Consider the following 13,616-nt stretch of genomic DNA (forward strand, 5'->3'; position numbering starts at 1 on the left):
GTTCCTCTCCTTATTTTCTAGTGACGCGTTTTGCTGCCCGCAATTCGGGTGCGGGCATGGAATCCTTCCAGAGCCAGTAGCGGACCTCGCCCTCGCATCTGAAATTCACCACCTCGTGGTTCTGCTCGGCGTCGACGGCGTGGATGACCACTCCGGCCAGGAAGCCGGTGTCGAGTTCAGCCAGTTCCTCGACCGCCAGCGCGACCGCATCCGACAGGGATCGGCCAAGCTTCATGGCCAGCACGACGGTCCGTGCGGTGGCGCAGCGCATCGTCATCTCGCCGGTATGGGTGCACGCCGCCGCGCCATAGCGGCTGTCGGCGTAAAAGCCTGCGCCGGGAATGGGAGAATCGCCGAGCCGGCCCGGATATTTCCACGCCCAGCCCGAGGTCGAACTCGCGGCATGGACGCCGCGCCGCGCATCCGCCGACAGGAAGACGGTGGTGTCGCGGACCCGCTCGGGATCGGTGATAGTACGGCTGAGCGGCGCCAGATCGATATCGGGGAATTTCGCCAGCTGTTGCGGTGTGAGTTCCTGTTGCAGCCGCTCCCACCAGACGCGCTTGCTGTCCTCGAACAAGACTTCGTCTTCGGCAAAACCGATTTCGCTGGCAAAGCGCCGCGCCCCTTCGCCGGTCAGCATCACATGCGGCAGGCGCTTCATCACCTGCTGGGCCAGGGCAGCGACCGCCAAGGTCCTTGGCACAGCGCCGACTGAACCGACCTCTCTTGTATTGCCATCCATGACGCCGGCGTCGAACTCCATCTCGCCCAGCATGTTCGGCCAGCCGCCATAGCCGACGCTGCGAACCTTGACCTCTTTCTCCACCATGCCGATGCCGGCAACCATCGCGTCCAGGCTGACGGCGCCATCGCGCAGCATTTGCACCGAGGTCTCGAATCCCGGCCATGCTTCGTTGTTGGCTAACAGCAGCATTCCTAGTCCTTGCGCATCCTGGAGAGAAACTGCGCAACCCGCGGCTGCGCCCGGCCGCCGTCCGCGGCGAAGAAACGATCCGTCGGCAGATCGACCACCAGCCTGCCCTTGTCGAGGAAGACGATGCGGTTGGAAATCTCGCGCGCGAATTCGATCTCGTGGGTGACGAACAGCATGGTCGTGCCTTGCGCGGCGAGATTAGCCAGGATGGCCAGCACCTCGGCCGTCATTTCCGGGTCGAGCGCACTGGTCACTTCATCGAGCAGCAGATAGCGCGGCTGCATGGCGAGCGCCCGGCAGATGCCGACACGCTGGCGCTGCCCGCCCGACAACTGCGCCGGGTAGGCGTTGGCCCGATCGGCAAGGCCGACGGACTCGAGCAGCTTGCGCGCCAGCGCCTCGGCCTCAGGGCGCGGCATCTTCAGCACCTCGATCGGGGCGAGCGTAATGTTCTGAAGCGCGCTCATATGCGGATAGAGGTTGAACAGCTGGAAAACGGTGCCTGAGCGCTTGCGCGCCTCGGCCAGCTCCTTCGGCTTGCTGACATCGAAATCGTCGACCGTGATGCGGCCCGACTTCAGCTTTTCGAGGCCGTTGATGCAACGGATCAATGTCGACTTGCCGGACCCTGACGACCCGAGGATCGAGACCACTTCGCCGGGCGCGATCGTCAGGTCGACGCCGTCCAGCACAGTGACCTCGCCGAACGCTTTGTGCACGTTTTCGATCTTGAGCATGTTAAAGCCCCCGCCAGGCGCTGTGCGCCCGCAGGCGGTTTTCAAGACGCTCGCCAAGCAGGGCGACCAGCTTTGCCGCGCCATAGTAGAGCAGTCCGACGACGGTCCAGACCACGAACGGCTTCAAGGTCCGCATGTTGAGGATGTGGCCGATCTTGGTCAGGTCGACGACGCCGATGACAGAAATCAGCGACGTCACCTGAAGCTGGTTGACCAGCAGCGCGACGAGCGGGCCGACCGCGAAGGCGGCAGCCTGGGGCGAAACGATATGGCGCAGGACCTGCCACCGGATCAGGCCGAAGACACGCGCGGCCTCGACCTGCTCGCGTTCGATCGACTCGACCGCCGAGACCGCGATGACATAGACGAATGCCGCGGTGTTCGCCGACAGAGTGATGGTCGCTGCGGTGACCGGCGTCACCCTTATATGCAGCAGCGCCGGCAGGCCGAAGAACACCAGGAACAGCTGCACCAGCACCGGCGAGTTCTTCAACAGCTCCGACAGGAAGGTGACGATCTGGGCCAGAACCGGCACACGGTAGAACCGCACCAGCGCCCAGCTCAGGCCAATCAGCAGTCCGATCAGCGACGTGATGAGAAACAGCGCGACGTTGGTGCCGAGACCTTGCGCCAGCAGGATCAGGTCGTAGGAGGTGAAGTCGCTGAACCGCATCAGTCGACCGCCTCCATCATGTCCCGATTGAGATGGCGGTGGAGCAGGGTGACGCCCAGCGAGACCAGATAGGTCAGGGCCGCATAGGCACAGAGCAGCACCATATAGACCTCGAAGGGCCGATAGGTCTGCGAGACCACGATCTGGGCTGAGCCGGTGAGCTCGTTGAGCGTGATGGTCGAGAGGATCGAGGACGTAAGGATCATGTTGATGAGCACGGATCCGAGCGGTCGCACGGAGGTGCGCAGCGCAATCGGCAGCACGATGCGGGTGAAGATCTTGCGCCTGGACAGGCCGCTCACTTCAGCGGCGTCGATGATGCCCTGGTCGATGGCGAGGATGCCGGCGCGAATGATGTCGGAGGCATAGGCGCCGCCGGCAATCGAAAGCGCCACGACGCCGGTGGTGAAGGCATCGATGTAAATGCCGAGCTCGGGCAGGCCGTAATAGAAGAAGAACAGCTGGACGATGAACGGCACATTGCGGAAGAGATCGACATAGACGAAGGCGATCCGTCGAAGCAGTGCCGAGGCGGAGGTGCGTGCGATCGCCACCAACGCGCCCATGAAGACGCTTCCTACCAGCGACAGCGCGCAAGCCGCGGCCGTGAGTTCGGCGCCGCGCGCCAGAAAACCCAGATGCGGGAGCAGAGTGGACAGATCGAAATGCACCGGCGGTCCCCAGTGAAACCGGTTTCACTCTTTTGGCTTTCGCCTCGTCTGTCAAGATGCAGGGTCTGGTTGCCGGCCTGTGGATTGCATTCGTTGCGATGATTCCGGTTCGCCTCATGCGCGCTATGTCTCAAGCGCCGACAATTCGCCGCCGGCTTTCAACTCGACGACGCCGCCTATGCCAGCCGCGCGTCGCTGCGATGGCGGCTGGGGCGGCGCCCTCGGTTTTGCCGATCCCGGCGCCGGTGTCGGATTCGGCTACGTCACCAACCGCATGCTGGGTTTCGACGACTCCACGCCGCAAGGTGTTGATGATGCCGTTTACGACGAGCTCTGACGTAGGGGCGTTATGTGCGGATATTCGGGTTCCACATGGCGTCCGGCACGATCACCAGCTTGCCGACGAAGTCCTTGGCAATAAAGTCTGCCTGCGCCTTGTGAAAATCGGAGAGCCTGTAGACGCCGCCGACCAGCGGCCGGATTTTCTTCGCTTCGATGTATCCAATGATGCGGCGGAAGTCGGCGCGCGTCCCCTGGCTCGATCCGTGCAGTTGCAGCTGCTTCAGATACATGGTCCGGAGATCGAGCTGCACAACCGGACCGGCAATCGCGCCGGCGGTGGTGTAGCGGCCTTCGGGCCTCAGGATGCGCAAGAGGTCGTTGAAGATCGCGCCGCCGACGAGATCGGCGACCACATCGATCGGCTGGCCGCCAGTGGCTTCATTCACGGCGGCGGGAAGATCGGCAACCCCACGGGTAATAACCGCTTCGGCGCCGATGTCGCGCACCGCCTGCTCCTTGCCCTTGCCGACGACGGCGTAGGGAATGGCGCCGCGCGCCCGCGCCAGCTGCACGATGCCGGAACCGACGCCGCCCGAGGCGCCGGTGACCAGCACGCGTTCGCCGGTTTTCAGCCCGGCGCGCTCCAGCATCTGCTCGCCGGTGAGGTAGGCGCAGCAGAAGGTGGCGAGTTCGACGTCGCTCATGTCAGTATCGACGACATGCGCATTCTCGCCCGGCACCGTCTGGTACTCGGCGTACCCGCCGTCGCGACCGTGGCCCATATAGTCGATGTCGGCGAGGGAATCGTCGTCGCGGTTGTAGATCGAAAAATCGACCATTACCCGTTCGCCGATACGGCCCGGGGAAACGCCTTCGCCGACGGCAGCGATGGTGCCGACCGTGTCGGTGCCCTGGATGCGCGGGAAGGTAAGCGTGTTGCCTTGCCGCCGCCATGTCGACACGGCGGCAGCGTCCTCCTCGGTTCCGTATGCGCCCTGGCGCACCCAGACATCGGTGTTGTTCATACCGCAGGCGCTGACCTTGACCAGCACTTCGCCGGCGGCAGGCACAGGCACTTTCACATCGGTGCGATAGACGAGCTTTTCCGGTCCGCCATGCCCGGTGAGCAGCACGGCGGCCATGGTGGCGGGGAGGGTCTTGGTCATGGCATTCATGGGTCGATCTCAGAGATTGGAAAACACGCTGTTGACGGCATCGGCGGTTTTCGAAACGACGATGTCGGCTTCCTCACGCGTCAAGCAGAGCGGCGGCGCGAAGCCTAGTATGTCGCCCTGCGGCATGGCGCGGCCGATGACGCCGCTGGCGGCAAGTGCTGTCGCCACTTGCGGCCCGATCTTGAGCGAGGCGTCGAAGAACACCCGGTCGTCCTTGTCGGCGACAAATTCGACTGCCGCCAGCATGCCATCGCCGCGCACGTCGCCGACATGTCTGTGGCCGCCGACAGCCTTGGCGAGTTCGGCGCGGAAATAGGCGCCGGGCTCGCGGGCATTTGTCACCAGGTCCATCTCGTCGATCAGTTCGAGATTGGCGACGCCGGCGGCAACGCAGATCGGGTGCGCCGCATAGGTCCAGCCATGGCCGAGCGAGCCAAGCTTGTCGGAGCCCTGCACCAGCACCTGCCACATCTTGTCGGCAACGATGACGCCCGACAGCGGTGCATAGGCCGAGGTCAGGCCCTTGGCGATGGTGATCAGGTCCGGCTTGATGCCGTAATGGTCGGAGCCGAACATGGTGCCCAGACGGCCAAAGCCCGTCACCACCTCGTCGGCGACCAGCAGCACGTCATATTTCTTCAGCACCGCCTGGATTTTCTCCCAGTAGCCGGCCGGCGGCGGCACGATGCCGCCAGTACCGAGGATCGGCTCGCCGATGAAGGCGGCGACGGTTTCGGGACCTTCGGCCAGGATCATCTCTTCCAGTCTGTCGGCGCAATGCTGCGAGAACTGCTCCTCGCTCATCGAGCGGTCGGCGCGGCGGAAATAGTAGGGCGCTTCGGTGTGCAGGACCGGCGCGCGCGGCAGGTCGAAGGCGTTGTGGAACAGGTCGAGCCCGGTCAGTGATCCCGTCATCACGCCCGAACCGTGATAGCCGCGCCAGCGCGAGATGATCTTCTTCTTCCCCGGCCGCCCAAGCACGTTGTTGTAGTACCAGATCAGCTTGATGTTGGTCTCGTTGGCATCCGAACCCGAGAGGCCGAAATAGACCCTCGACATGCCCTTCGGCGCGCGGTCGATGATCATCTTGGCCAGTGTGATCGAAGCCTCGGTGCCGTGGCCGACATAGGCGTGGTAATAGGCGAGGTTCTTCGCCTGGGTGGCGATGGCATCCGCGATCTTTTGGCGGCCATAGCCGACATTGACGCAATAGAGACCGGCAAAGGCATCGATGCTCTTCTTGCCATTGTTGTCCCAGACGGTGACGCCTTCACCGCCGGCCATGATGCGGGTCGGGCTCTCGCCCCGCGCATGCGTGCCCATATGGGTCGAAGGATGGAAGAAATGGTCGCGATCCCAGGCGTTGAGTTCGTTGGACTGGTCGAGCATTTTTTGACTCCTTGAGAGATGGCCGGACGGACTATGTGACGTCCAGACAGAGGTACTTCAGATCGGTGAAAGCTTCGAGCCCGTGGCGCGAGCCTTCGCGGCCGATGCCGGATTGCTTGACGCCGCCGAAGGGGATCGGCGCTCCGGTGATCTTGACGCGGTTGATGGCGACCATGCCGTAGTCGAGCGCGCGGCCCATACGTTGCTGGCGGGCGCCATTCTCGGTAACGACATAGGCGACGAGGCCATATTCTGTGGCGTTGGCACGGGCGATCACCTCGTCCTCACTGTCGAACGGCGTGACTGCGGCGACCGGCCCAAAGGTCTCCTCGCGCATGATCAGCGCTTCGTCGCTGACATCGGCCAGCAACGTCGGCTGGTAGAACAGCGGCCCGGCCTGATGCCGCTTGCCGCCGGTGAGGCAGCGCGCGCCATGGGCGACGGCATCGGCGACCTGTTCCTCGACCTTGGTCACGGCGCGCTCATGCATCAGCGGTCCGATATCGATCTTTTCGACAAGCCCATTGCCGGTCCGCAGCGCCTCGATGCGCTCGGCAAAGGCGGCGCAGAAGCGATCGTAGATCGGGCGCTGGACATAGATGCGGTTGGCGGCAAGGCAGTCCTGGCCTGACGTTGCAAACTTGGCATCGATGGCAATGCTCACTGCGTTGTCGACATCGGCGTCGGCAAAGACGATCAGCGGCGCATGGCCGCCAAGCTCCATCACCAGCCGCTTCATCGTCGGAGCACACTGTGCGGCGATCAACCGGCCGATCTCCGTCGAGCCGGTAAAACTCATGGCGCGGACGCGCGGGTCTTCGCACATGCGCCCGACGATCGTCGCTGCCTTGCCGGTGATGACGTTGAAGACACCGGCGGGCAGGCCGGCGCGCTCGCCGAGTTCAGCCAGCGCCAGCGCCGACAGCGGCGTCTCCGAGGATGGGTGTGCGACGATGGTGCAGCCGGCGGCGAGTGCGGCGGCCGCCTTGCGGGTCAGCATCGCCGCCGGAAAATTCCAGGGCGTGACGACGCCGACAACGCCGAGCGGCTCGCGCCTCACCATCATCTCGGCATTCGGCAGATGGCTGGTGACGCTCTCGGCGTTGAGGCGCTTTGCCTCTTCGGCATACCATTCGACGAAAGAGGCGGCATAGTCGATTTCGCCGAGCGATTCCTGCAGCGGCTTGCCTTGTTCCAAAGTCATCAGCAGGGCAAGGTCGTCTTTCGCCGCGATGATCAGCTCGAACCATTTTCGCAGAATTCTCGACCGCTCCTGCGGCAGCAGTGACCGCCAAGCCGGGAAGGCACGCGCGGCGGCACCGATTGCCCTTGTCGTTTGCTGCGCATCGAGCGCGGCGACAAACGCGACCGTCGCGCCTGTGGCCGGATCGGTGACTTCAAAGCTTTCGGCCGCTTCGCTCGCGGTCCAATGCCCATCGACATAGGCAAGCTCGCGCAGCAGCCGGCGGTCGGAGAGGCGGTCGAGCGCCTCATGGCGATGCGAGCGGGCAAAATGCGCGGACATGGTCGAGGCCTCCCGGTTCGGACGATGCGGGAAGACTATCCGTCACATGCAGACAGAGAGACTGTTTCGACGCCCTGAAGGAGAGAGACTCTCTCTATTGTGCCGTCCCGACAGACATTCTCTCCGGGCTTATGCCGACGCCGGCAGCAGGTCGGCTATCGGCAGCACGATTTCGTCCTTCACCGTCTTGGTGACGATGTAGGTGAAGTAGCGGTCGATGCCGATCTCGCGCTCCAGCAGGTCGTCGACCAGCCGCTGATAGGCGTCGATGTCGCGCGTCATCACCTTCACCACATAGTCGACGCCGCCGCCCACCGACCAGCAGGCGACGATTTCGGGGATATCGCGGATGACGCGTTCGAAGCGATCGAAATCGGCCTGGCGATGGCTGGCCAGCGTCACCTCCATCAGCACGGTGGCGACCGGCGCCACGACGCGCATGGCGATCCTGGCGTGGTAGCCCGAGACGATGCCGGCCTTCTCCAGCTTGCGCAGCCGCATCCAGCACGGCGTCGGCGACAGCCCGACCTGTTCGGCCAGCGCCAGCTTGGTGATGCGCCCGTCGCGCTGGATGGCGTCGAGTATCCTGAGGTCGACCGCGTCGAGTTTCGATGTCATCGGCGTCCGCTTTTTGTCGGCATCACCATGACGGCGCATTATTTCGATTGTCAATTGCACTGATTTCGATCTCTATTAAGTCATGACATTATGGCAACCCGACCCTGCGCTCCTCCGCCGGCCAGCCTATCAATCGCTGGCCGACCAGTTCGCCCGCGCCATTCATGACGGGCGGCTGGCCAATGGCGCGCGGCTGCCAACGCATCGAAGGCTGGCAGACGATTTAAAACTGTCGGTGCAGACGGTCAGCCGCGCCTACGAAGAACTGATCCGGCGCGGCCTGATTTCGGGCGAGATCGGCCGCGGCAGCTTTGTCCAGACGCAGCGCCGTGAACCGGAGCCGCCCTATCTGCCGGAGCGCCTCGGCGAGGTCATCGACCTATCGATCCTGAAGCCGGTCTGCGAGCCGATGCATCTGGAGCGGCTGAAGCAGGCGCTGGGCTGGCTGGCCGAAAACCTGCCATCGAGTTCGGCGCTGTCGTTTCGGCCCAACATGGTGTTTCCGCGCCACCGCGCGGTGGCGGTCGAATGGCTGAAACTGTGCGGGCTTGACGTCTCCGCGCAGAATATCAGCCTGACCAACGGCGCCACTGCTGGGATGACCGTAGCGCTGATGAGCGTGGCGCCGCCGGGCTCGACCGTCGCCACCGAGGCTATCGGCCACCACACGCTGGTGCCGCTAGCGCGCTATCTCGGCTTCAACCTGGAAGGCCTGCCGATCGACGGCAATGGCCTGATCCCGGAGGCGTTGGACGAGGTCTGCCGGCTCACCGACATTCGCGCGGTATTCGTGCAACCGTCGGTGATCAACCCGACGGCGACGCTGATGGACGCTCGGCGGCGCGAAGAGATCGCCGCGGTCGCGCGCAAGCACGACATCGCCATCATCGAGAACGATGTGCTGGGTCCGCTGGTCGAGGACCGGCCGCCGCCGGTCGCCGCCTTTGCGCCGGAGCGCACGCTCTACGTCACTTCCTTCACCAAGATCACCGTACCTGGCCTGCGCATCGGCTATCTCGCGGCGCCCGACCGCTATGTCGCCGCCGTTGCCAACCGGCATCTGGTGTCGAACTGGATGGCGACGCCGCTGGTGGCCGAGATCGCCACCAAATGGGTGACCGACGGCACGGCGATGGAACTCGTTCGCTGGCAGCGCGCGGCATTGCGCCGCCGCCAGGACATCGCAGCCGAGGTGCTGGGCGGGGTTGGTTATCGCGCCAGGCGCGACGGGCTGCATGTCTGGTTGCAACTGCCCGCGGACCGTGCCGAGGAAAGCTTCGTCGCCCAGGCCCGCCTGCAAGGCGTGGCGATCGCGCCCGGCACCTCCTTCCGCATCTCGGATGCGCCCTGGCATCCGGCGGTGCGCATCTCGCTCGGCTCGACCACCGAGGGGGAACTGCGCGCCGGCCTCGGCGTTGTCACCAAGTTGCTGCTTGGCGATCCGGAGCATCTGCTGCTCGCAATCTAAGCGGGAATTGCTCTGGAATCATGCAGTGCCGGAAATATTGTCATGATTTTATTTTCCCAATTGACATGATTTGGCGCGTTCCGCATCGTTAAGGGCACAGGCTTCTCCAGCAGGGGAAATTCATTTGTCCTCACCCATCATCAAGGTCGACGCCATTTCGAAGAGCTTCGGCTCGTTCAAGGTACTGGACGGCCTGTCGATGCAGGTCATGCCCGGCGAGAAGCTGGCGCTGATCGGCCCGTCCGGCTCGGGCAAGACGACGATCCTGCGAATCCTGATGACGCTGGAGAAGATCGACGGCGGCCATATCCAGATCGATGGCGAGCAGCTCTATCACATGGAGCGCAACGGCCAGCTGCTGCCCGCCGACGAGCGGCACCTGACCAAGATGCGGCAGAAGATCGGCATGGTCTTCCAGCTGTTCAATCTGTTTCCGCACAAATGCGTCATGGATAACGTCACGCTGGCGCCGATGCTGACCAAGGGCACGCCTCGCGCCGCCGCTGAAAAGCGGGCCATGGAACTGCTCGACATGGTCGGCATGGCCGACAAGGCGAAGTCGATGCCGGCGCAGCTGTCCGGCGGCCAGAAGCAGCGCGTGGCGATTGCCCGTGCGCTGGCATTGTCGCCGAAGATCATGCTGTTCGACGAGGTGACGTCGGCCCTCGATCCGGAGCTGGTCGAGGAGGTGATGAATGTCATGCGCAAGCTCGCCGCAGAGACCGACATGACCATGCTGCTGGTCACCCACGAGATGGGCTTTGCCCACGACTTCGCCGACCGCGTGCTGTTCTTCGACCGCGGCAAGATCGTCGAAGAGGGCAAACCAGACGAGATTTTCCGCCATCCAAAGCAGGAGCGCACGCAAGGCTTCCTGAAGAAGATCATCGCAGCCGGACATCGTGTCTGACCGCTTTGCGGGGCGGAAGACCGCCCCAGACAAAACCAAGAAGACAACAAGGAGTTGGGAACAATGAAGAAACTTGGCATTCTGGCCGGCGTCGCCGGTCTCGCACTGACGGCGGTGCTCGCCGCGTCGAGCACCGGTTCGGCCGATGACAGCAAGCTCGAGCAATTGAAGGCGCAGGGCTTTGCCCGCGTCGCGATCGCCAACGAGCCGCCCTATACGGCGGTCGCCGCCGACGGCAAAGTTTCGGGTGCGGCGCCCGACGTGGCGCGCGAGGTCTTCAAGCGTCTCGGTGTTGCCGACATCGTCGCTTCGATCTCCGAATATGGCGCGATGATCCCCGGCCTGCAGGCCGGCCGCTTCGACGTCGTCACCGCCGGCCTGTTCATGAAGCCGGAGCGTTGCGCGGCGGTCGTCTATTCCGAGCCGGTGCTGTGCGACGCCGAGGCGATGCTGGTGAAGAAGGGCAATCCGAAGGGCTTCAAGAGCTACGAGGACGTCGCCAAGGACACGTCAGCCACCATCGGCGCGCCCGGTGGCGGCACCGAGGAGAAGCTGGCGCTCAACGCCGGCGTGCCGCGCGAGCGCGTCATCGTCGTGCCGGACGGCCAGAGCGGCCTGAAGATGCTGCAGGACGGCCGCATCGACGCCTATTCGCTGCCCGTCCTGTCGATAAACGACCTCGTCAAGAAAGCCAACGATCCGAACCTCGAAGTCATCGCCCCGGTGGTCGGCGCGCCGGTCTATTGCGACGGCGCCGCCTTCAAGAAAGGCGATGAGGCCCTGCGCGACGCCTTCGATGTCGAGCTCGCCAAGCTGAAGAAATCCGGCGAGTTCGCCAAGATCATCGAGCCCTACGGCTTCTCGGCCGCAGCCGCGATGTCGACCACGCGGGACAAGCTCTGCGCGGCGAAATAGCGCCGTTTTGCCTTCTCCCTGTTCACGGGGAGAAGGTGGCCCGAAGGGCCGGATGAGGGGCGGCGCCAGGTTCTGAGAATTTAGCGCTGCCCCTCATCTGCCTGCCCGTCCTCCGCAGCAGCTGCGCTGCAGCTTCGGAGGGTGGACTGGCATCTTCTCTCCGTGAACGGGGAGAAGGAAGCTAACCGCCAACGTTGGAACCCGAATGACCCAGTGGTCCGGCTACCTCGGCCTGATATTGCAGGGAGCGCTTGTCACCATCGAGCTGACGCTGATGGGGTCGGTGCTCGCCCTGATCATGGCCTTCCTCGCCGGCATGGGCCGCGTGTCGCGCTTCTTCGCGCTGCGTTGGCTTGCAACCGCCTATATAGAATTCTTCCGCGGCACCTCGATCTTCGTGCAGCTGTTCTTTGCCTATTTCGTGTTGCCGTTGATCGGCCTCGAACTGACCCCGCTGCAGGCGGGTGTGCTGGCGCTGGGCCTCAATGTCGGCGCCTATGCGGCCGAGGTGGTACGCGGCGCCATCCAGTCGGTCGGCCGCGAACAATATGAAGCCTGCATCGCGCTCAACCTCGGCCGCTGGCAAGGTATGCGCCATGTCATCCTGCCGCAGGCGCTGCTGGTCATGCTGCCGACCTTCGGCAACAACGCCATCGAGCTGCTCAAGGCGACCTCCGTGGTGTCGCTGATCTCGCTCGCCGATCTCACCTTTCAGGCGCAGGTCGTGCGCTCGCAGACCGGCAACACGCTGGCGCCGTTCACCACCATCCTGATCATCTATTTCGCCCTGGCGCTGATCATCTCCTGGGGCGTGCGTTCATTGGAACGCCGCATGGCGCGCGGCCTCGACGGGGTGCGCGTCTGATGGATTGGGACTGGAACTTCGTCTGGGAGATCCTGCCGACGCTGATCCAGGGCGTGAAGATCACCATCCTGGCAACGCTGCTCGGCTCCGTGCTGGCCGCTATCGTGGGTCTGGGCATCGCGCTGGCGCGACGCTCGCCCAACAAGGTCCTGTCGCGCACCGTCGGCTGGGCGGCCGAATTCATCCGCGGCACGCCACTTCTGGTGCAACTTTATTTCATCTTCTATGTCCTGCCGGATTTCGGCATCCTGTTGCCGCCGCTGGTCGCCGGCGTCATCGGGCTCGGCCTGCACTACGGCACCTACACGGCGGAAGTCTATCGCGCCGGCATCGACAACGTGCCGCGCGGCCAGTGGGAGGCGGCCAAGGCCTGCAATCTGAGCGCCACGCAGACCTGGACCAACATCATCATTCCGCAAGCGATCCCACCGATGATCCCGGCGCTGGCCAATTATTTCATCGCCATGTTCAAGGAGACACCGCTGCTATCGGCAATCACCGTGCTGGAGCTGATGAACCAGGCAAAGAGCGTCGCCAACACCTACTATCGCTACATTGAGCCGATCACGCTGGTCGGCGCTTTCTTCCTCGTCATCAGCCTCTTCTCGGTCGTGCTGCTGCGCTGGCTGGAACATCGCTACGGCAAGATCGAAAGGTAATTCTGAGATGAAACCGCTGCCCGAGATCAGGCTGATGCCGACAAGGCCGGCGCTCGATGCGCGCCCGCTGGAAAAGCGCGTCGGCCTGATCATCCTTGCCACCGACCACACCAGCGAACCGGATTTCCGCCGCATGGTGGCGAGCGAGCGGGTCGGCGTCTATGTCGCGCGCATTCCCTACAAGAATCCGACCACACCCGAGAATCTCCGCAAGATGCAGCCCGAGCTGGCGGCGGGTGCTGCCCTCATCCTGCCCGATGAGCCGCTCGACGCGATCTGCTACTCCTGCACCTCGGCCTCGGTGGTGATTGGCGACGCTGAAATCGAGGCCGCGATCCAGTCTGCCAAGCCGGGTGTTCCCGTCGTCACGCCGCCGATGGCCGGCGTGCGCGGGCTGAAGGCGCTGGGCGCGAAAAAGATCAGCATCCTCACCCCTTACACCGTCGAAACCTCCAGGCCGATGGCGACGTATTTCGGCGAGCGCGGCTTTGAGATCGTCAGCTTCACCTGCCTCGGCTTCGAGGACGATCGCGAGATGGCGCGCATTGCGCCGGCAGCGATCGTCGACCTAGCTCGTGAGGCGACGCATGCGCAGGCCGATGCACTGTTCGTGTCCTGCACCGCATTGCGCGGAGCGCTCGCGGTTCCCGGCATGGAACAGGCGATCGACCGCCCGGTCGTCACCAGCAATCAGGCCAGCGCCTGGAATTGTTTGCGGTTGTGTGGCGACGGGACGTCGCATCCCGAATTTGGCCGTCTGATGACGCTGCCTTTGCCGCGCGATTGACGATC

The 13,616-nt window shown here is 63.9% G+C and carries 15 protein-coding genes; 7 read left to right on the forward strand and 8 right to left on the reverse strand.

All coding sequences use genetic code 11. The features are described 5' to 3' along the window. Positions 1 to 10 precede the first annotated feature (10 nt). From NKH22_RS13000 to NKH22_RS13015, 4 genes are read right to left on the reverse strand one after another with little or no spacing between them, the layout of a single operon-like run. On the reverse strand, positions 11 to 937 hold the full coding sequence (locus NKH22_RS13000; protein WP_023667864.1) for an isoaspartyl peptidase/L-asparaginase: 927 nt from the start codon (positions 935 to 937) through the stop codon (positions 11 to 13). 2 nt (positions 938 to 939) lie between these two features. Continuing rightward, positions 940 to 1,674 (reverse strand): amino acid ABC transporter ATP-binding protein, encoded by a 735-nt coding sequence (locus NKH22_RS13005; protein ID WP_023682682.1) that lies wholly within the window; start codon positions 1,672 to 1,674, stop codon positions 940 to 942. Position 1,675: 1 nt separating this feature from the next. After that, on the reverse strand, positions 1,676 to 2,347 hold the full coding sequence (locus NKH22_RS13010; protein WP_352909705.1) for an amino acid ABC transporter permease: 672 nt from the start codon (positions 2,345 to 2,347) through the stop codon (positions 1,676 to 1,678). Then, positions 2,347 to 3,018 (reverse strand): amino acid ABC transporter permease, encoded by a 672-nt coding sequence (locus tag NKH22_RS13015; RefSeq protein WP_023682680.1) that lies wholly within the window; start codon positions 3,016 to 3,018, stop codon positions 2,347 to 2,349. The genes NKH22_RS13010 and NKH22_RS13015 overlap by 1 nt, the downstream gene beginning before the upstream one ends. A gap of 178 nt (positions 3,019 to 3,196) precedes the next feature. On the opposite strand from NKH22_RS13015, the gene NKH22_RS13020 reads away from it, so the two are divergent. Next, positions 3,197 to 3,355 carry a hypothetical protein gene (locus tag NKH22_RS13020; protein ID WP_196814892.1) on the forward strand — a complete coding sequence of 53 codons (159 nt, stop codon included), beginning with the start codon at positions 3,197 to 3,199 and terminating at the stop codon, positions 3,353 to 3,355. A gap of 10 nt (positions 3,356 to 3,365) precedes the next feature. On the opposite strand, the gene NKH22_RS13025 is transcribed toward NKH22_RS13020, so the two are convergent. From NKH22_RS13025 to NKH22_RS13040, 4 genes are all read right to left on the reverse strand, one after another. Then, positions 3,366 to 4,475 carry an alcohol dehydrogenase family protein gene (locus tag NKH22_RS13025; RefSeq protein ID WP_352909708.1) on the reverse strand — a complete coding sequence of 370 codons (1,110 nt, stop codon included), beginning with the start codon at positions 4,473 to 4,475 and terminating at the stop codon, positions 3,366 to 3,368. Positions 4,476 to 4,484: 9 nt separating this feature from the next. Then, complete coding sequence (locus NKH22_RS13030; protein ID WP_352909711.1) at positions 4,485 to 5,864, reverse strand: aspartate aminotransferase family protein; 1,380 nt, start codon at positions 5,862 to 5,864, stop codon at positions 4,485 to 4,487. A 31-nt stretch (positions 5,865 to 5,895) separates the two neighbouring features. Further along, a complete protein-coding gene (locus tag NKH22_RS13035; protein WP_023686965.1) occupies positions 5,896 to 7,389 on the reverse strand; it encodes an NAD-dependent succinate-semialdehyde dehydrogenase in 1,494 nt (497 codons plus the stop codon). 129 nt (positions 7,390 to 7,518) lie between these two features. Further along, positions 7,519 to 8,007, reverse strand: a complete 489-nt coding sequence (locus tag NKH22_RS13040) for an Lrp/AsnC family transcriptional regulator (RefSeq protein ID WP_023686966.1) — start codon at positions 8,005 to 8,007, stop codon at positions 7,519 to 7,521. Between the two features lie 82 nt (positions 8,008 to 8,089). Here NKH22_RS13040 and ehuR point away from each other — a divergent pair, with 82 nt between their 5' ends. The 6 genes from ehuR (at position 8,090) to eutA (ending at position 13,611) form a co-directional block, all read left to right on the forward strand. After that, positions 8,090 to 9,475: a MocR-like ectoine utilization transcription factor EhuR gene (gene ehuR / locus NKH22_RS13045; RefSeq protein ID WP_023732236.1), complete on the forward strand. Its 1,386-nt coding sequence runs from the start codon at positions 8,090 to 8,092 to the stop codon at positions 9,473 to 9,475. A gap of 124 nt (positions 9,476 to 9,599) precedes the next feature. Then, the gene (gene ehuA, locus NKH22_RS13050; protein ID WP_023682675.1) at positions 9,600 to 10,385 is read left to right on the forward strand and encodes an ectoine/hydroxyectoine ABC transporter ATP-binding protein EhuA; all 786 of its coding nucleotides are present in this window, start codon (positions 9,600 to 9,602) and stop codon (positions 10,383 to 10,385) included. A gap of 63 nt (positions 10,386 to 10,448) precedes the next feature. Further along, positions 10,449 to 11,300 carry an ectoine/hydroxyectoine ABC transporter substrate-binding protein EhuB gene (gene ehuB / locus NKH22_RS13055; protein WP_023682674.1) on the forward strand — a complete coding sequence of 284 codons (852 nt, stop codon included), beginning with the start codon at positions 10,449 to 10,451 and terminating at the stop codon, positions 11,298 to 11,300. 205 nt (positions 11,301 to 11,505) lie between these two features. Continuing rightward, positions 11,506 to 12,165 carry an ectoine/hydroxyectoine ABC transporter permease subunit EhuC gene (ehuC, locus tag NKH22_RS13060; RefSeq protein ID WP_023667875.1) on the forward strand — a complete coding sequence of 220 codons (660 nt, stop codon included), beginning with the start codon at positions 11,506 to 11,508 and terminating at the stop codon, positions 12,163 to 12,165. Continuing rightward, complete coding sequence (gene ehuD / locus NKH22_RS13065) at positions 12,165 to 12,824, forward strand: ectoine/hydroxyectoine ABC transporter permease subunit EhuD (RefSeq protein ID WP_023686970.1); 660 nt, start codon at positions 12,165 to 12,167, stop codon at positions 12,822 to 12,824. The genes ehuC and ehuD overlap by 1 nt, the downstream gene beginning before the upstream one ends. 7 nt (positions 12,825 to 12,831) lie before the next feature. Further along, a complete protein-coding gene (gene eutA, locus NKH22_RS13070) occupies positions 12,832 to 13,611 on the forward strand; it encodes an ectoine utilization protein EutA (protein WP_352909714.1) in 780 nt (259 codons plus the stop codon). Positions 13,612 to 13,616 lie beyond the last annotated feature (5 nt).

Origin of the sequence: Mesorhizobium sp. M1252 (genome assembly GCF_040318265.1) — a bacterium.
Lineage (GTDB): Bacteria > Pseudomonadota > Alphaproteobacteria > Rhizobiales > Rhizobiaceae > Mesorhizobium.